The following is an 18,042-nucleotide window of genomic DNA, read 5'->3' on the forward strand; positions in this document are numbered from 1 at the left end:
TGTAGATGGTTTCTACTGGTCGCCCGATAGCAAGAAGTTAGCATACTATCGTTTTGATGAATCGGCCGTGCGCGAATATAATCTGCAGCGTTGGGGTAAAACTTTATACCCTACCGATTATCGTTTTAAATATCCTAAAGCTGGCGAAGCCAATTCTACGGTTGAGATATGGCTATACGACATCGCCTCCAAGCAACGTGTAAAAGCTGACATTGGCTCTGAAAAAGATATATATATACCACGCGTAAAGTGGACAGCAGATGCAAACACACTATCCGTTCGCAAGCTGAACAGACTACAGAATAATCTTGATCTGCTACACATCAACGGTACCACGGGCGCATCTAAAGTTGTGCTTACCGAAAAAAGCGATACGTATGTTGATCTTGAATTTACCGATGATCTTTTATACCTGGCCGATGGCAAACAATTTATCTATACCACCGAGCGCGATGGCTTTAAACATCTTTACCTTTATTCCATTGAAGGCACACTGCTTCGCCAGATTACCAGTGGATCATTTGAAGTAGCTCAATTTGTAGGGCTCGATGAAAAAACAAAAACGGTATACTATACTTCTACGGAAGTGTCTCCGCTCGAAAAACATTTCTATTCAATATCACTGGATGGCAAGAAGAAAGTAAAGCTGTCGCAGGCAGGCGGTGTTCACAATATTAACATGAGTAGCGACTTTCAGTTCTATATAGATTATTACACTACGGCTTCTCACCCCACAGCGGTGAGCCTCTATAAAACAAAAGGCAATGCATTGCTAAAAGTATTGGAGGGCAACGATGCTCTCGCAAAAATACTGGACGACTACGGTTTTGCTGCAAAAGAATTTTTCGCTTTCAAAACAGTAGATGGCACACAACTCGATGGCTATATGCTAAAGCCCAGGAACTTTGACGCATCCAAGCAATATCCCGTGTTGGTATATCAATATAGTGGCCCCGGTTCTCAAAATGTAAACAACACCTGGGGTGGCGGGCACTTCTTTTTCCACCAGATGCTGGTACAGAAAGGGTATATCGTAGCCGTTATTGATACACGTGGTACCGGTGCCCGCGGAGAGAAATTCAAAAAGATCACCTATAAACAACTTGGCAAGTACGAGCTGGAAGATCATATAGCCGGTGCTAAATTTTTAGCTACCCTGGAATATGTAGATGACAGTCGTATAGGTATATGGGGATGGAGCTACGGTGGGTATATGTCATCACTGGCTATGACAAAAGGTGCCGGTACATTTAAAATGGGTATTGCTGTAGCCCCGGTTACAAATTGGCGATTCTATGATACGATCTATACCGAACGCTATCTGCAAACACCTCAACTCAACGCCAGCGGGTATGACGATAATTCGCCTTCTACTTATGCCGATAAATTACAGGGCAATTTTCTGTTGATCCACGGCACAGGAGATGACAATGTTCACTTCCAAAATTCTGTTGTGTTACAGGACGCGTTGATCAATGCAGGCAAGCAATTCCACTCGTTCTATTATCCTGACAAGCATCACGGTATACAGGGCGCAAAAACCAAGTATCATCTATATACGATGATGCTGGAGTATATCCAGGAAAATTTATAATATATAGGTCCCGGCTATATTTAGTCGGGACCTGCTATACCAACTGACCCAACCACATGATTACGAAAACAGATATCGAACAGGCTCACGAGCGCATCAAGCCCTATATTTATCGCACACCGGTAATAACCTCAGAAAGTATAGATGCGTTAACAGGTGCACAAATTTTCTTCAAGTGCGAGAACCTGCAAAAAATCGGGGCATTTAAAGCACGTGGCGCCATGAATGCCGTGTTGTCGCTGGAGCCTGCTGTACGGGCTAAAGGTGTAGCTACGCACTCATCGGGTAATCATGCGCAGGCATTGGCGCGTGCGGCAAAAATTACGGGTATCCGTTCCTATATAGTTATGCCTCGCACAGCGCCAGAAATTAAGAAACGCGGTGTGATCAGTTTTGACGGAGAGATTTTTGAGTGTGAGCCTACACTCGAATCGCGCGAAACTACCTTACAGGAAGTTGTAGCAAAAACAGGAGCAACGGTTATACATCCTTTCAACAACAACGAAGTGATTACCGGGCAGGGCACAGCAGCCAAAGAGTTGTTTGAAGATATACCTTCACTGGATGTAATTATACCACCCGTAGGTGGTGGTGGTTTGCTAAGCGGCACAGTGTTAGCAACGCGTTACTTTTCTCCCGGCACGCAAGTAATTGCCGGAGAGCCCGAAGGTGCTGATGATACCTATCGCTCCATACAAAGCGGAAAGATAGAACCATCGCAGTCTGACTCTATAGCCGATGGATTGCTCACCACCTTAGGCGATAAAACATTTGCTATTATTAGAGAACATGTAAAAGAAGTGATCACAGTAAGCGATCAGGAGATTGCTGAAGCCATGCGATTGCTCTGGGAAAATCTGAAAGTAATTGTTGAACCTTCAGGAGCTGTTCCTTTTGCTGCTGTTATCAAGGCAAAAGAAGAACTGAAAGGCAAACGAATAGGCATCATTATCTCCGGAGGAAATGTAGACCTGGCGAGAGCGTTTAAGTTGTTTGGTGTAGGTGAATGATTAGATAAACGCTGTGTCGTTATTCGTTAATGGTATATACTTTAATTGGAAATACATTGAAGTATGTTCGCTTATTTCGTTACAAGTATATATCAGTTAAGTGCCACCTATAAATCGCTCTTAACTATTAACGGTTAACGTGTAACGATTAACTGGTACTAAGAGATATTATCTACTTCTGCAGCCGGTGTTTCAGAGGTTGCTGCTTCAGACTTTGATATCCAGAAGTTATTGAAGCCTTCGCCTACTTGTATTGTTAAGATTTGAAGCGCAAGCATCTCGAGTATTGCCAGAAAGTTGAAGATCAACCCGAGACGAGTAGGAAATTCTTCCAGCAATTCTGTGAATGATATACGCTGTTTTTTATTGAGCTCATCCACCATATATTTCTTCTGGCCTTCTACTGTATAAGGATACTGAATTACCTGGTGAACCGGTTTCTTTTTATCGGCTTCAAAACGCTTGATCACTTTTTCAAACACCTGCATCAATTTGAATACCGTTACATCTTGTAGCTCCGCTTCTACGTTGGTGCTCTCGGCAAGCGACTTCAATTCTTTCATCAGGTTACCGCGCTTCTCTTTCGTGAGCTCGGTCTCTTCCATTTTGTGAAAGGTGTCTACTACAGACTTATACTTTTTGTATTCGAGCAGGTGGCGTACCAGTTCTTCACGTGGGTCAATTTCATTACCCTGTTCATCAAGCTGAGGACGTGGCAACAACATCTTTGATTTGATACGCATGAGTGTTGCTGCTACCAGAATAAATTCGCTCGCCACTTCTATATTGAGTTGCTCCATCTGTTGGATGTACGCCAGAAAGTCGTTCGTAATCTTGGAGATCGGAATATCATAAATATCCAATTCATCGCGTTCAATGAAGAACAACAGAAGATCGAACGGGCCCTCGAACAGCGGCAGCTTTACCTCAAAGTTTTCCTGTGTCATAAGCGAAAGTGAGTGGCAAATTTATTTATAATCCGGCAAAAAGTCTGATTGAAAAGAAATACTAATTTTACGTTTTGATTTTTCTCCAAAACCCTCTTTTTCAGGTTATTTAATACGTTTAAAGGTGGGTTAGGAGCGGTGAGAGAAAACTCTTACCTTCAATTATTGTTAATAGGGAGCATCAACCTCAGAAACCCATGCTGATTACACCGGGAAAACTCTTGGCAGGAATTAACTCACCTGATGATCTCAAGAAGCTCGATCAGGCTCAACTGGTTCAGCTTTGTGATGAGCTCCGCCACTTTATTATCGACAATGTCTCAGTATACGGAGGCCACTTCGGTGCAAGTCTCGGAGTTGTAGAACTCACGGTAGCCCTACACTACGTTTTCAAAACTCCTTACGACCAACTTGTATGGGATGTAGGGCACCAGGCATACGGACACAAAATCCTGACAGGGCGAAGAGATAATTTTTATACAAACCGGGTATACAACGGTCTTTCAGGTTTTCCGAAAAGAAAAGAAAGTGAGTACGATGCTTTTGGTGTTGGCCACTCTTCTACTTCAGTGTCTGCAGCACTCGGCATGGCCGTTGCCTCTAAATACTTAGGGCAGGACGACAAGCAACACATTGCTGTTATTGGCGATGGCGCATTGACCGGTGGCATGGCATTCGAAGGACTTAATCACGCAGGTGTTTCTGATTCTAACGTTCTGATTATTCTCAACGACAATTGCATGTCGATCGATCCGAATGTTGGTGCATTGAAAGATTATCTTACTGACATTACAACTTCACGCACCTATAATAAATTAAAAGACGAAGTCTGGAATTTACTGGGCAAGCTCTCCAACTTCGGTAAGAGTGCACAAGAGATCGTATCCAAAGTTGAAAACGGTATCAAGTCAACATTACTGAGTCAGAGTAATTTATTTGAGTCGCTCAACCTTCGTTACTTCGGTCCGGTAGATGGTCATGATGTAAATCATCTTGTTACCATCTTCAATGATCTCAAGAATATAAAAGGTCCGAAGATACTTCATTGCGTAACCGTAAAAGGAAAAGGATACGGTCCGGCAGAAAAAGGAAATGCTACTACCTGGCATGCTCCTGGTACATTTGATAAAATTACCGGAGAGATTTTCAAAAAAGTATACGAGAAACCGCAGGCACCTAAATATCAGGATGTATTCGGCAATACACTGGTAGAACTTGCCAAGACTAACGATAAAATTATCGGTATAACTCCCGCCATGCCTTCGGGTTCTTCCATGAATATCATGATGAAGGAAATGCCCGATCGTGCATTCGATGTAGGTATAGCAGAGCAACACGCTGTTACTTTCTCGGCCGGCCTTGCCACCCAAGGATTGATTCCTTTCTGTAATATATATAGTTCGTTTATGCAACGGGCATTCGACCAGGTTGTGCACGATGTATGTATACAGAACCTTCCGGTAAACTTCTGTCTCGATCGTGCCGGTTTTGCAGGAGCCGATGGACCTACGCATCATGGTGCTTATGATATAGCATACTTCCGCTGCCTGCCGAATATCATTGTTTCATCACCAATGAACGAAGCTGAGCTGCGCAACCTGATGTATACTGCACAGCTCCCCAGAAAAGAGCTGGCTTTCTCTATTCGTTACCCGCGCGGACAAGGTGTGATGCCGGAGTGGAAAACACCTATGGAAGAGATCAAGATTGGTACGGGACGCAAGCTGCGCGAAGGCAATGAGCTCGCTATATTAACGCTTGGTCATATAGGCAATTATGCTGTAGAGGCTTGTGAACGCCTGGCCGGGCATTCTATTTTTATAGGACATTACGATATGCGCTTTGCAAAACCTCTCGATGAAAAATTATTGCATGAGGTATTAAGCCAGTATAAAAAGATCATTACCGTTGAAGACGGTTGTTTGCAGGGAGGATTTGGCAGCGCTATACTGGAGTTTATGGCCGACAATAATTATCACGCAGAGGTGAGGCGATTGGGTATTCCTGACAGGATCGTTGAGCATGGCGAGCAACATGAGCTCCACCATGAATGCGGTTTTGATGTTGAGGGGATTGAGCGCGCGGTGGTTGAAATGTTAGAGCTGGTAACGAAGTAATGTCAACAATCTCTTTTACAGTACGCGGCTCCGGCCGCCCCGTTATACTTTTACACGGTTTCCCGATGAGTAGTGCGGTGTGGGATACATTTGCTTCACAACTCTCCACCGACTTTCAGGCATTCACTCCCGATCTGCCCGGCTTTGGGAAGAGTGATATATTATCAACACCTTTTTCCCTGGATGCTGTAGCCACTCAGTTACTTGCCTGGATCGATGAACAAAAAATTGTACAGCCTGTAGTGATCGGTCATTCTCTCGGAGGATATGTTACGTTGGCGATGGCAGCTCAGGCTCAAAAAAAACTTGCCGGCATTGGACTTTTTCATTCAACGGCTTATGCCGATTCTGCAGAAAAAAAAGAATCACGAACCAAAACAATCGAGTTCGTAAAAAAGAATGGAGCACTTGCCTTCACCTCTAATTTCATTCAACAACTTTTTGCTGAGCCGAATCATCCTGCTATTGCTCGGGTTCGCGAGATCGCTATACAATCGGGTGAAGAAGTTGTAACGGGTTACACACAAGCCATGCGCGATCGCCCGGAACGTGTGGATATTTTGGAACAATTTGAGAACCCGATATTATTAATTGGCGGAACAAAAGATCAGGGCATACCTGCTGCCAGTATAGAAGAACAGGCACAGCTATGTAAGAAGCCCGATCTACATATACTTACTCAAGTAGCACATATGGGTATGTTCGAAAAACCGGATGAAACAGTTAGTCTCGTTAAGTTTTTTACAGCCCGTTGTCAGTAGCACATTGTGTTTGCCTGTTACCTCATTGACAAATTCGTGAAAACAGTGTTAATTAGAAATAATTTCAGTGAGCTGTGCACCTGCGGTGTTAGGTTTAATAAAATCAGGACTCTATATTTGCTAATAGGAATATTAATAACCAACCTGTAACCATGGAAGAGATAGTAGATCCACATCAGTATGACGCTTGGAATACGATGGCTAAGAACATCGCGTTTGGTGCCTGGGCAATTGCCATCCTGATTGCTTTGTATCATGTTGTGCGACTTGCCACGATGAGCGATGCCAAAACAAAGTATGACTACATTAACCGCAGCGAGATCAAGACCTTATGGATAGCCTCCGTAATTCTTGTGATAGGATGCTGCTTTTATGCAAACGCCAACATTGTTGAGCTCAATCCGCTCTGGATCTTCGTGCGTGTATTCACAACGTTCGCCATGGGATTGATCGTAGCGTTGATCATTCAAAATCTTTTGAAATTTTACTATCCTTTCTTTATAGAAAAACGTCTTAAAGTACTTCGCTATAAGCCACGCATCTCTCCAAAAACTGGTAAAGCAATGAAGCTCCTCAGCGAAGATGAAGAAGATGCTTACCTCGATGAAGGTATGCAAGCGGAAGAAAATGTTTTCTCTATTGACTACGATGTGTGGAAAGATGAAGAAACCGGCTATGTGAAGATCGAGCGTTACTCTGGTCACCTGCATGCATTGCAGTGTCCTGAGTGTAACTACCAAACTTTCAAAGTAGTGCGCGAAGAGATTCTGAAAGCTCCTTCCAATACAGAAGAAGGCGAACTGCTGAAGCATTTCCAGTGTGGCTATTGTGGATACAAAGCCAAGAAAACTGTAACGTTGAGAATGTCTCAGAAATTCGAAGAATCATCTGCAGCAACGGCATAAGACTTTACAAAATATTAACAAAGGCCTCGAAGATTCTTCGGGGCCTTTGTTTTTATAGCTATGCTATAGCTGCCTGATCAACTCAATATATAGATCGGTCAATTTATTTTCTGATTGACCTGCTATAGCGATGATGTCGGAAATATTTACGGGCTTCAGATTATCAGGGTCGCAGTCATCAGTCAATACAGAGATGGCACAACAAGGTAAGCCCATGTGATTGGCCACAATAACCTCCGGCACTGTACTCATACCAACGGCATCAGCACCCATCCTTCTTAGAAAACGATACTCAGCACGCGTCTCCAAGTTAGGCCCCATAACGCTTATATATACTCCTACATGTAGCTTTATGTCTTTCTCACGTGCTATATCTATCAAGAGTGTATTCAGATACTTAGCGTATGGTTGACTCATATCCGGAAAGCGCGGACCGAGCGTCTCATCATTTATACCTCGCAGAGGATTATCGGGCTGAAAGTGAATGTGATCATCAAGCAACATCAGGTCACCTTTCTTCCAATCGAGATTCATATTGCCTGCTGCATTTGATAGTAAGAGATGTTTTACTCCCAGCAACTTCATTACGCGAATAGGAAACGTGATCTGCTGCATCGAGTATCCTTCATAGTAATGGAAGCGGCCTTGCATAGCGAGCACCTTCTTACCCTGTATGACACCTGCTATCAACCTGCCTTTATGAAACTCAACGGTTGACACCGGGAAATGTGGAATATCGTGATACTCGATCACTACAGGATTCTCGATCTGCTTTACAAAAAGATTTCCAAGACCGGTACCCAACACTATACCTATCTCTGGCCTATCGACTCCGCGACCCCGGATAAATTCTACCGCTTCGATGATCTGTTCAATCATAATTATACTCATCGTTTACAACCTTCGTGAAATATACCTATAACGAATCTATCAATAGTTTTTGAAAAAAATAAACCCGCAGGGTTTGCCGCGGGTTTAAGGAATATACCTGTATAACTATATATGCTTATTTTAGTAATGTACCATTTAATCGAAACAACTCGGTCTCCGCTACCTTGGCCAGGTACCGCGCGTTGATCAGACGATTATACGCATCGGCTAAACTTTGTTGTGCTGTACGTAATTCTATGAATGTAGTTATACCTCGTTTGAAACCTTCCAAGGCAATGTATACATTTTCCTTTGCGAGCAGAATTGTCTCTTCTTCTACCTGCAGTACTTGCTTGGCATTATCATAATTAACGTAAGCATTACGAACACCTATGTCAACCATATACTTCTGCTGATCATAGACCGTCTGCTGCCTGCTTAATGTAATCTTTGCCTGCTGAACCAATCTCCTTCTGTTAAAACCACCGAGGATTGGAATAGCAGCCGAGAAACCGTAATTATATCCGTTGCTTTGGCTATATAAAGGAATACCGGGGTTTAGCGAAACTGCGTTGGTAGATTTGTTATAGGAGTATGCGGAGTTAAAACTTATCGTGGGGAATTGTTCTGCCTTGCGTTCATGCAATGCCAATCGTGCTATTTCAATGTCTCGCTTTGCAGACAACAATGCAAAATTCTTGTTGGCTATATTTAGCTCAACATCCTCGCGCTTCAATCCAAGATCTATGATAATTGTATCTGACACATCATATCGTTCCGGAAGCTGCATGCCTACCAGGCCTCTTAATTGTTCTTTTAATTGAACAATAGCAGCCTCTTGTTGTAACACTTGCGTTCGTTGAGTATTTAAATCTACTTTAGCCTGAAGAAGCTCAGGTTTACCGCCTGTACCTACCTGAAGTTTTTTCTCTGCTAACTTTACGCGCTCTTCACTTACAGACATCTGTTCCTGTGTGGCTTTAAGCTGCTGCTTTTGCTGAACGATGTTGAAGTAGTTTGTTATTACCTGAGCAACAGTGTTTGTAATCTGTCCTCTCACATTGATCTCACCTTGCCTTACCAATTCCTCCAGTCTTTCCCTGGTTGCAAACATCTTTGTTCCATCGAAAAGAGTCCAGGTTAATTGCACCGCTGCGGCTTGTGTATTTGATTTCAAGCCATTCTGTTCGCGGGTGCTGTTATCCGCCAGCAATTGCTTTTGATTACTGGTATTCCATACTCGTGACGCTGATCCGTTCAGCTGCGGAAGAAAAGCACCAAAGGCATAGCTGTTATCAAGCTCAACCGAGTTTAATGTATTCTCTGATAACTTAATGTCATAGTTTTTTTCAATCGCCAGTGCAACAGCTTGCTCTACAGTTACCATTTCCTGTGCCTGGCTGGCACTTAAAAAAATAAAGACTACAAAAATTGTTAACGTGTATCTAATGTTCATAAACCAATTCCTTTTGTGGCTGAGGTGTTGAAGCCTCGTCACCAAATTCAATGTGCTTTCTTTTACGCGACAGGTATGAATACATCGCTGGTATAACAAACAACGTAAGTATAAGTGAGAACATGATACCCCCTACAATTACAATACCCAGAGGCTTGCGACTTGTTGATGCTGCTCCTAACGAAAGAGCTAAAGGTAAAGATCCGAGCGCCATAGCAAGACTCGTCATAAGTATAGGACGCAGACGTAGGCGTGATGCTTCGAGCACAGCTTCAATTTTCGATAAGCCTTCTTCTCTCTTCTGGTTAGCGAACTCCACGATAAGTATACCATTCTTCGTTACCAGGCCTATCAACATGATCATACCAATCTGCGAGAATATATTTACTGTTTGACCAAACAGATATAGCGATATAAATGCGCCACACACTGCGAGTGGTACAGTAAACATGATGGTAAGCGGATCTACAAAGCTTTCGAACTGTGCAGCAAGGATAAGATATATCAACACCAACGCAAGTAAAAATGCGAACGATGTATTGCTGGAGCTCTCGGCATAATCGCGCGATGTGCCGCTTAGCGATGTAGTAAATGTATCGTCTAATAGTTTAGCAGAAATTTCATTCATCGCTTTTATACCATCCCCTATTGTTTTTCCGGGAGCAAGACCAGCCGATATAGTGGCTGATTTATAGCGGTTAAAGTGATAGAGTGCTGGTGGTGTTGTAGACTCCTGAACAGTTACAACGTTATCCAATGAAACCAGTTGGCCGGATATAGTACGTACATATAGGTTTTTAAGATCATCCGGATCATCGCGATCTATGCGGGTAACCTGTCCCATTACCTGGTATTGTTTACCATCCTTTGTAAAATATCCAAAGCGAAGATTACTATAGGCAAGTTGCAACGTCTGGGCTATATCCTGCACGCTGATACCAAGCTGTGCTGCTTTAAGACGATTGATCTCTACACGTAACTCCGGCTTGTTAAATTTCAGATCTATATCTACACCCTGTAACACCGGATTGCTGTTTGCTTCTTCCAGAAATTGTGGAATCACCTGACGAAGCTTTTCAAGGTTGTTATTCTGAATAACGAACTGCACCGGCAAGCCACCTCTTCTGTTCACCGATATAGTCTGCTCTTGTATAGGGAAGGCACGACCTTGCGGGAAGCGGCTAAGATTTCGGTTTACCATATCTACGATCTGCTGCTGCGAGCGATCACGGTCTTGCGGATCGGATAACGTTACTCGAACAAAACCACTGTTAACAGAACCTGCACCCGAGAAACCTGGCGCTGTTACGGACAACGCTGTCTGATATTCCGGAATAGAGTCTTGTACAAACTCTACCATGTTCTGCACATACTGATCCATATAGTCGTAGGATGTTCCTTCTACAGCTGACAACTGTAAACGAAACTGATTACGATCTTCCATGGGAGCCAACTCGGATTGCATGTTGGTTCCTATAAAATAGGCTGATGCAAGACAAAGGGCTATAATAATAAACGATACCCATCGCACGCGCATGAAGGCTTCGAGTATACGTCTGTATCCATTCTCCATATTGCTGAAGAACGGTTCCGTTACCCTATAAAACCATGAGTGTTCATGTTTGGTACGCGTAAGTTTTACACTGAGTACCGGTGTTAATGTGAGCGATACGAAGCAGGAAACCAACACGGCACTGGCCACCACAATACCAAATTCACGAAACAGGCGACCGACAAACCCCTGTAGGAAAAGTATAGGAAGGAATACAACGGCCAGTGTAATGGATGTAGAAATTACTGCGAAGAATATTTCAGTAGAACCTTCTTTCGCTGCCTGGTATTTATTCATACCCTGCTCCAGTTTCTTATATATATTTTCTGTTACTACTATACCATCATCTACTACAAGACCGGTGGCGAGTACTATACCAAGCATGGTGAGCACGTTAACCGAGAACCCGCAGAGATACATAATGAAAAATGTAGCCACGAGTGAAACGGGTATGTCAATCAATGGACGTATAGCAATGATGAAATCGCGGAAGAATAAATAGATGATCAACACCACCAGCAGGAAAGAGATGATGAGTGTTTCTTCTACTTCTGAAATAGAGCGTTTAATGAATACGGTTTGATCGAGCGCTATATTTAGCTTGATATCTTCCGGAACTTCTTTTTTGATTTGTTCCAGACGCTTATAAAATTCATCGGAAATCTCTACATAGTTTGCACCTGGCAATGGCACAATAGCAAGACCCACCATTGGCACATTGCTTTCACGAAGTATAGATTCTTCATTCTCCGGACCTAATATAGCCTGCCCTATATCTTTCAGCCGGATATCACCCTGTGCAGTAGATTTGATAATAACTTTTTCAAAATCTTCCTCGGTATATAACTTACCAAAAGTTCTCACCGTAAGCTCTGTTGCATCACCGGCAATTTTACCGGATGGTAACTCTACATTTTCCTTATTCAGTGCAGTCTGTACATCCAGTGGTGTTAAACTATAGGCACTGAGTTTTCCAGGATCGAGCCATATGCGCATGGCGTATCGTTTCTCTCCCCATATCTGTATACTGCTTACACCCGGTATAGTTTGCAGGCGCTCTACCAATACGTTGTTTGCATACTCCGTTAATTGCAAAGAGTTCTTGCTGTTACTCTGCACCGTCATGGAGATGATGGCATCGGAGTTGGCATCTGCTTTCGATACCACAGGCGGAGCAGTAAGATCTTGCGGCAGTGAGCGAACCGATTGAGAAACTTTATCGCGCACATCGTTTGTAGCTGCTTCGAGATCTACACCCAGTTCAAACTCAATGTTGATATTACTGTTGCCGACACTTGAAGATGAAGTTATATTCTTGATACCGGCTATACCGTTGATCGATTTTTCGAGAGGCTCTGTTATCTGCGACTCAATGATATCGGCATTCGCACCGGAGTATGTAGTGCGTACGTTTACTACCGGAGGATCGATGGCCGGATAATCGCGTATACCTAAAAAGTTAAATCCAATTATACCGAACAGCACCAGGATGATGTTCATCACAAATGCCATTACGGGTCTTCGCAAACTTATTTCTGAAATATTCATACTGTTCGCTTAAAGTGTGCTCACCTTCGTAACCTTCACTTTCGAGTTAGGTCGTATAGCCATCAATCCGGATGTGATAACGGTATCACCCGGCTTCAATCCGTTTATGATCTGCACATAGGCAGAATCGCGGATACCTGTTTCCACTGGCGTGAATACTACACTGTCTCTTCGCAGCAGTATAACTTGCTTCTCGCGTGCTGTAGGTATAATGGCCTGTGTTGGCACAAGCAACGCGTTGCTGTTCTGACCCAGCTGTAAATTTACTTTTGCAAATACACCGGGCACCAGTTCTGCATGACGTTCGTTTACCACCGCACGTATTTTCAAGGTACGGGTATTTTGATCAACACTGCTTTCCGTTGCCAGCACGGTTGCTTTATGCGATTGACCACCGCCTGCATCGATCTTAAAGCTTACGGTATATCCTTTTTGTAAATCTTTTGCATACTTCTCCGGAACAGAAAATTCAAGTTTCAGCTGATCCACTTGTCGTATAGTTGTCACTATATCTGTAGGCGCTATATATGATCCCAAACTTACATTGCGCAAGCCCACCTTACCGGTATAGGGAGCGCGTATCTCCGTTTTAGATATGGCGATCTGTGTAGACTCTATATCTGCTTTCAGGTTCTCCACATCCAATGCAGCGAGGTCGTAATCCTGCTGACTGATACCGTTGATCTTTACCAGCTCGCGGTTTCGCTCTTCTGTCTTTTCCTTGATCTTCAGTTGCACCTGTAATTTTTTAAGTTGCGCCTGTAAATCCTGGTCGAATAATTTTACCAGTAACGTGCCTTTTTGCACAATAGAACCTTCGTTGATATTGAGCGCGACAATGCGTCCGCCTACTTCTGCGCGGAGTTGTGTTTCTTCAAAAGGTAAAAGAGAACCGGGTACTTCTATCTTTTCGCTGATTGAACTTTTAGCAACGCGAAATCCATCGGCTACTATAGGACCTTGCACGCGCGGACGACCGGCTGTCTGATTTTCTTTCTTTGACTTGCAAGACATTCCCAACGCAGCGATGGAAATAAACAATACGAGACTATATCTTGACATTCTATACATGAAATTCAATGCTATACTTTCAACACCCGGTGTTTCGATCTGGTTCAGAAAAAGATTGTGGGCTTACAATCACATCTGCATCCGAAGGTGATTATGGAGCGAGAGCACTTGTGGAATAATAAGGGTAGAATCATCATTATAAATAATTGCATCTGCCCGTTGTAATTTTTCCTCTTCAGACATCTGCTTTTGTATGATCTCTCTCACCTGCTCTTCAGTTCGCCCATCGCGATGCATCACTCTCTTTACGCGCAAATCCTGTGGAGCATGAACTACAATAATTTTGTCCAAACCCCTATATGAACCTGTTTCAAATAACAAGGCAGCTTCTTTCAAAACGTATGCCTTGTCGTTGTTACGTTTTACCCAGCGGGCATAGTCTTCTGCTACACACGGATGTACCAGTTTATTTAACACATCCAACTTCTCCTGATTGCTGAAAACAACTTCACCCAGGTATTTACGGTTAAGTGTTCGATCGCTTAGGTACGACAAATCACCGAATTCTTTCTTTATCTGTGATACGAGATTTCCATCGGTGGTCATTAGTTCTTTCGCATGGCTATCAGCATCATATACAGGAACACCGAGGCAAGCAAAAATTTTACATACCAATGTTTTGCCGGATCCTATTCCCCCGGTGATACCAATTTGTAACGGTTTATTCACAGATTAAAATTTAACAAATACAGAATCTACTTTTAGTATTCTGGAGTAAGGCGGCAACCCCTGCAAAACAGGTTGTACCCGCTTAACACCACGTGAGAAACTCTTCAGATCTACCACCGCACGCAACGAGTCGCGATGATAGCTGCTGATATACCGTTGTGGTATGGCAAATGTGCATGGGAGTTTCCGTATAGCAAGAGAAGGGCGAGCCCCCTTGGGCATATTGTGCAGCACTAATTGTATAGAGTCTGTAATCTCACGTAATTGATCTACCTCAAAACTTACTTTTACTGTGGGCGGATTTCTTCTGATAAGTTCATCATTTAGAAACTTTACCTCTATATCATTCTGAAAGTTATCATCGATATTTCGTTGGTTGATCTTCAGATATACCGGCTCAGATATACTCTTTACAAGATTCCATGGCCCTTCGATATATATACTATCAGGTTCTACCGTAGTACCACTGGTCATTACATACCCTTTTCTAAAAAGTATAGAAGGTGTATCTACGGCAAGCGATATCCATCGTCTTCCCCTGGGCTCAATGGCAACATGAAGTGTATCGGTAAGTACAAAGTTTATTTCCAATCGTTCCAGCTGATTGGCAAATAAAGCGGGTAATGTACTGCCTACAATTTTCTTTATATCAAGCGGACGTTCCAGTGGAATAGTCAGTGGAGGTACTTTTACACCAAGGCTTCTTCGAAAGAGATCCCATCCCATTCCCGTAACATTGATACGCACAACTTGTGGGAGCGGACGCACCGCTATATAATTATCCTGATCGTAATCAAACTTAATGGGAAAAGATATGTTGGTGGTGTAATTCTTATTCAACGCGTTAAAAAACCAGAAGACCGTAGCGGCAAATAAGCACAGCACTACGGCCTTCCAGTTTCTTCTGTTAAAACGTAACAGGTTGAATATCGAATTGATCACACTCATTCACGTTGGCACGTTGGTATGTATATACGTTGATACGAAGTATAACGCAGAGGCACATCAACGTATATACAGCACCCCGTTATCATTTTTTGGTTGCCGTAGCAGCCTTAGTCGCTTCCATAGAAATAGCAGACTTGTTAAAGCGGATGCGGCCGCCTTTCTCTACTTCCAGAATAAAGGTATCGCCTTCCAATTCTGCTACGATACCATGCGCTCCACCAATGGTAACTACGGCATCGCCACGCTTGATTTCTTCTGTAAACTTCTTCTGTTCCTTTGCCTTTTTCTGCTGAGGACGGATCATGAAGAAATAGAAAACTACAATAATGGCTCCGAAAATAATAAACTGAAGAGGATTACCGCCAGGTTGCTGGGCTTGTAACAAGATTGAATACATAATTTATTTTTTTAAGGTCTCAAAGTTATCCTAATTACCACAAACATACCAACGTTGTTTGAAGGAATTGGGCTCTGAGAACTTAACGCAGACAGGCCGTTCAAATCTTAGTTTTCCTGCACTGAAACACTTACTTCGTGTATACAGGTAATGTTTACCGTTTTACCCAACATGCAGGCGCTGGGCATGTCGGTAACTTCATATTCCAGCAGCACTTTTTTACCCTCTGCAAATTGAAAATCAATTAACGGATATTGTTCTTTTGAAGGTAATGGAGGTGTTCCACAAAATAACAATGGTGCGGGTTCCAGAATAGTACCATCTGTCAATTCAAATACATAACCACAACCATCGAGCCCCTGCTTATTGCGTACCGTTGCCGGAATAGAACAATCACCGGGCTCAACAATTTCTTCTTCCTTATCGTGGCAAGCCAGCATTACCGCTGTTATAAAAAGAATTTTCAACGTGTTTTTCATAAGGGATCATTTTATAACTTAGACACAGCTAATCAACGATGTGTTGTAATTGCAAACTATAAAAATGAGTTGAAATGAATCTGCTGAAAATTATTGCTATAGTAATTAGTATAGGATGCTATATACCATCATCCGCACAAATGTCTGAAACACAAAAACTGGTGGATGATATAAATCGAAGCATTGATCATGCCGTGGTAAAAAAAGACGGTGCTACACTGCGCAAACTCTATGCAGATGACTTTGTATTTACCCATGGCACAGGTCATGTGGATGGAAAAGAAAGCTGGATAAAGGATGTAGAGAATCCGACTAAGAAATTTACTTCGCGTGAGCATGACTCAACCAAAGTAGAATTGCATCAGGATGTAGCGATCATTACCGGCAGCCTCTCTATCACTCGTAATGACGACAGTAAAGCTGTCAAGTATGGTATACGTTACGTAAGAGTATATGCACTACGAAACAAGAACTGGCAATTGATATCGCATCGCACAGTGAAAGAGTGGCACTATAACTAGGTGTTATTCTACATATAACACAAGACCTTTTAAGTATTCTCCTTCCGGATGGAAGATTGATACAGGGTGATCGGCCGGTTGTGAAAGATGATGCAATACTTTTATTTGTCGGCCGGCTTGTATCGCTGCAGACACTACAGTGTCGTAAAACAACTGTCGGTCTACTACCTGCGAGCAGGAAAAAGTAAATATAATTCCGCCCGGCTTTATCATTTTCATCGCCTCTGTATTGAGACGTTGGTATCCTTTCACGGCCTGATGGCGCGCATCACGATGTTTAGCAAAAGCCGGAGGATCAAGAATGATAACATCATACTCATGTTGCTTGTCTTTCAGGAAATCAAATGTGTCTTCCGCGAAGCACGCATGTTTATGGGGATCAAATCCGTTGAGTTCTATATTCTTCCGTGTTAGACTGATCGCTTTCTCCGAAGCATCTACTGAATGTACCAACTCAGCACCTGCAGCCAATGCATATGCCGAGAAGCCCCCGGTATAGCAGAATGTATTCAATACTTTCTTTCCCTTGGAGAAATCACCCAATAACTTTCTGTTCTCCCGCTGATCGAGGAAGAATCCTGTCTTCTGACCTTCTTCCCAATCGATCAGAAATTTATTACCATTTTCCAATACAACATGCGGCATTGTACCACTGCCCAACAGGTATTCATCTTGCAAAACATCGCGAAGTTTACCCGGCAATGTTCCCTGACTTTTATAGTATACTGTTTTGAGAGAGTCGCCCAGCACTGTTTGCAATGCCTGGGCTATTGCTTTCCTGTCCAGGTGCATGCCTGCATCATGTGCCTGCATAACGATAGCACCATCATAGTAATCAGCAATCAATCCTGGTAGTCCGTCACCTTCACCATGAATAAGACGAAAGGCATTAGTAGAGTTAGTAGGTAAACCCGAGTTATGCCTAACAGTCAATGCCTGCGATAATTTTTGCTTCCAGAAGTCATCACCAGGTGTAACGGGGCTGAAGGTTAACATGCGCACAGCAATGCTGCCATTTTGATAATGACCAAACCCCAGTGTTTTATTTTTAAAACTCAGAACCTCCACCCAACATCCATCAGTAAGATCGCCTTCTGTTTTTTGGATGGCTCCTGAAAATATCCATGGATGAAACCGCTCGATTGAATGTTCTTTTCCTTTTTTGAGTGTGATCTTTCCTGAAATAACCATAATGCT

16 protein-coding genes are annotated in these 18,042 nt (G+C 42.9%); 6 read left to right on the forward strand and 10 right to left on the reverse strand.

What is annotated here, in order from left to right; all coding sequences use genetic code 11:
* Positions 1 to 1,594: S9 family peptidase (locus VIN08_RS09630; protein ID WP_331963760.1), on the forward strand; the 1,594-nt coding region annotated here is incomplete at its 5' end.
* Positions 1,595 to 1,650: 56 nt separating this feature from the next.
* Positions 1,651 to 2,604: a threonine ammonia-lyase gene (locus VIN08_RS09635; RefSeq protein WP_331963763.1), complete on the forward strand. Its 954-nt coding sequence runs from the start codon at positions 1,651 to 1,653 to the stop codon at positions 2,602 to 2,604.
* A 158-nt stretch (positions 2,605 to 2,762) separates the two neighbouring features.
* Here VIN08_RS09635 and VIN08_RS09640 read toward each other — a convergent pair whose 3' ends face one another.
* Complete coding sequence (locus VIN08_RS09640) at positions 2,763 to 3,551, reverse strand: segregation and condensation protein A (protein WP_331963766.1); 789 nt, start codon at positions 3,549 to 3,551, stop codon at positions 2,763 to 2,765.
* A gap of 197 nt (positions 3,552 to 3,748) precedes the next feature.
* Here VIN08_RS09640 and dxs point away from each other — a divergent pair, with 197 nt between their 5' ends.
* From dxs to VIN08_RS09655, 3 genes are all read left to right on the forward strand, one after another.
* The gene (dxs, locus tag VIN08_RS09645) at positions 3,749 to 5,668 is read left to right on the forward strand and encodes a 1-deoxy-D-xylulose-5-phosphate synthase (protein ID WP_331963769.1); all 1,920 of its coding nucleotides are present in this window, start codon (positions 3,749 to 3,751) and stop codon (positions 5,666 to 5,668) included.
* Positions 5,668 to 6,429, forward strand: coding sequence for an alpha/beta hydrolase (locus tag VIN08_RS09650; RefSeq protein ID WP_331963772.1), 762 nt, complete (start codon positions 5,668 to 5,670; stop codon positions 6,427 to 6,429). The genes dxs and VIN08_RS09650 overlap by 1 nt, the downstream gene beginning before the upstream one ends.
* Before the next feature lie 152 nt (positions 6,430 to 6,581).
* The gene (locus VIN08_RS09655; RefSeq protein WP_331963775.1) at positions 6,582 to 7,334 is read left to right on the forward strand and encodes a hypothetical protein; all 753 of its coding nucleotides are present in this window, start codon (positions 6,582 to 6,584) and stop codon (positions 7,332 to 7,334) included.
* Positions 7,335 to 7,397: 63 nt separating this feature from the next.
* Here the strand turns inward: VIN08_RS09655 and VIN08_RS09660 are convergent, their stop codons facing one another.
* The 8 genes from VIN08_RS09660 to VIN08_RS09695 form a co-directional block, all read right to left on the reverse strand.
* Positions 7,398 to 8,213 carry a purine-nucleoside phosphorylase gene (locus tag VIN08_RS09660; protein ID WP_331963778.1) on the reverse strand — a complete coding sequence of 272 codons (816 nt, stop codon included), beginning with the start codon at positions 8,211 to 8,213 and terminating at the stop codon, positions 7,398 to 7,400.
* A 127-nt stretch (positions 8,214 to 8,340) separates the two neighbouring features.
* Positions 8,341 to 9,660 (reverse strand): TolC family protein, encoded by a 1,320-nt coding sequence (locus VIN08_RS09665; RefSeq protein ID WP_331963781.1) that lies wholly within the window; start codon positions 9,658 to 9,660, stop codon positions 8,341 to 8,343.
* On the reverse strand, positions 9,650 to 12,760 hold the full coding sequence (locus VIN08_RS09670) for an efflux RND transporter permease subunit (RefSeq protein WP_331963784.1): 3,111 nt from the start codon (positions 12,758 to 12,760) through the stop codon (positions 9,650 to 9,652). Before VIN08_RS09670 ends, VIN08_RS09665 begins: the two co-directional genes overlap by 11 nt.
* 9 nt (positions 12,761 to 12,769) lie before the next feature.
* Entirely contained in the window at positions 12,770 to 13,774 is a 1,005-nt protein-coding gene (locus VIN08_RS09675; protein ID WP_331963787.1) for an efflux RND transporter periplasmic adaptor subunit, read from the reverse strand.
* A gap of 126 nt (positions 13,775 to 13,900) precedes the next feature.
* Positions 13,901 to 14,500: a dephospho-CoA kinase gene (coaE, locus tag VIN08_RS09680; RefSeq protein WP_331963790.1), complete on the reverse strand. Its 600-nt coding sequence runs from the start codon at positions 14,498 to 14,500 to the stop codon at positions 13,901 to 13,903.
* Between the two features lie 3 nt (positions 14,501 to 14,503).
* On the reverse strand, positions 14,504 to 15,448 hold the full coding sequence (locus VIN08_RS09685) for a hypothetical protein (protein ID WP_331963793.1): 945 nt from the start codon (positions 15,446 to 15,448) through the stop codon (positions 14,504 to 14,506).
* Between the two features lie 82 nt (positions 15,449 to 15,530).
* On the reverse strand, positions 15,531 to 15,845 hold the full coding sequence (gene yajC, locus VIN08_RS09690) for a preprotein translocase subunit YajC (RefSeq protein ID WP_331963796.1): 315 nt from the start codon (positions 15,843 to 15,845) through the stop codon (positions 15,531 to 15,533).
* A 107-nt stretch (positions 15,846 to 15,952) separates the two neighbouring features.
* Positions 15,953 to 16,324, reverse strand: a complete 372-nt coding sequence (locus tag VIN08_RS09695; RefSeq protein ID WP_331963799.1) for a hypothetical protein — start codon at positions 16,322 to 16,324, stop codon at positions 15,953 to 15,955.
* Between the two features lie 74 nt (positions 16,325 to 16,398).
* Between VIN08_RS09695 and VIN08_RS09700 the strand changes: the two genes are divergently transcribed.
* A complete protein-coding gene (locus VIN08_RS09700; protein ID WP_331963802.1) occupies positions 16,399 to 16,845 on the forward strand; it encodes a nuclear transport factor 2 family protein in 447 nt (148 codons plus the stop codon).
* Positions 16,846 to 16,848: 3 nt separating this feature from the next.
* On the opposite strand, the gene VIN08_RS09705 is transcribed toward VIN08_RS09700, so the two are convergent.
* Positions 16,849 to 18,036 carry a class I SAM-dependent rRNA methyltransferase gene (locus VIN08_RS09705; protein WP_331963805.1) on the reverse strand — a complete coding sequence of 396 codons (1,188 nt, stop codon included), beginning with the start codon at positions 18,034 to 18,036 and terminating at the stop codon, positions 16,849 to 16,851.
* Between the last annotated feature and the right edge of the window lie 6 nt (positions 18,037 to 18,042).

This window comes from Ohtaekwangia sp., assembly GCF_036568665.1.
In the GTDB taxonomy this organism is placed as follows: domain Bacteria; phylum Bacteroidota; class Bacteroidia; order Cytophagales; family Cyclobacteriaceae; genus Ohtaekwangia.

Bases quoted from the DNA above. Each gene is read 5' to 3' on its own strand.
- VIN08_RS09685 (WP_331963793.1), bottom strand. From the start codon at position 15,448: ATGAGTGTGATCAATTCGATATTCAACCTGTTACGTTTTAACAGAAGA.
- VIN08_RS09640 (WP_331963766.1), bottom strand. From the start codon at position 3,551: ATGACACAGGAAAACTTTGAGGTAAAGCTGCCGCTGTTCGAGGGCCCG.
- VIN08_RS09660 (WP_331963778.1), bottom strand. From the start codon at position 8,213: ATGATTGAACAGATCATCGAAGCGGTAGAATTTATCCGGGGTCGCGGA.
- VIN08_RS09665 (WP_331963781.1), bottom strand. From the start codon at position 9,660: ATGAACATTAGATACACGTTAACAATTTTTGTAGTCTTTATTTTTTTA.
- VIN08_RS09700 (WP_331963802.1), top strand. From the start codon at position 16,399: ATGAATCTGCTGAAAATTATTGCTATAGTAATTAGTATAGGATGCTAT.
- VIN08_RS09670 (WP_331963784.1), bottom strand. From the start codon at position 12,760: ATGAATATTTCAGAAATAAGTTTGCGAAGACCCGTAATGGCATTTGTG.
- VIN08_RS09635 (WP_331963763.1), top strand. From the start codon at position 1,651: ATGATTACGAAAACAGATATCGAACAGGCTCACGAGCGCATCAAGCCC.
- yajC (WP_331963796.1), bottom strand. From the start codon at position 15,845: ATGTATTCAATCTTGTTACAAGCCCAGCAACCTGGCGGTAATCCTCTT.
- VIN08_RS09675 (WP_331963787.1), bottom strand. From the start codon at position 13,774: ATGTCTTGCAAGTCAAAGAAAGAAAATCAGACAGCCGGTCGTCCGCGC.
- VIN08_RS09695 (WP_331963799.1), bottom strand. From the start codon at position 16,324: ATGAAAAACACGTTGAAAATTCTTTTTATAACAGCGGTAATGCTGGCT.
- VIN08_RS09655 (WP_331963775.1), top strand. From the start codon at position 6,582: ATGGAAGAGATAGTAGATCCACATCAGTATGACGCTTGGAATACGATG.
- VIN08_RS09650 (WP_331963772.1), top strand. From the start codon at position 5,668: ATGTCAACAATCTCTTTTACAGTACGCGGCTCCGGCCGCCCCGTTATA.
- VIN08_RS09705 (WP_331963805.1), bottom strand. From the start codon at position 18,036: ATGGTTATTTCAGGAAAGATCACACTCAAAAAAGGAAAAGAACATTCA.
- dxs (WP_331963769.1), top strand. From the start codon at position 3,749: ATGCTGATTACACCGGGAAAACTCTTGGCAGGAATTAACTCACCTGAT.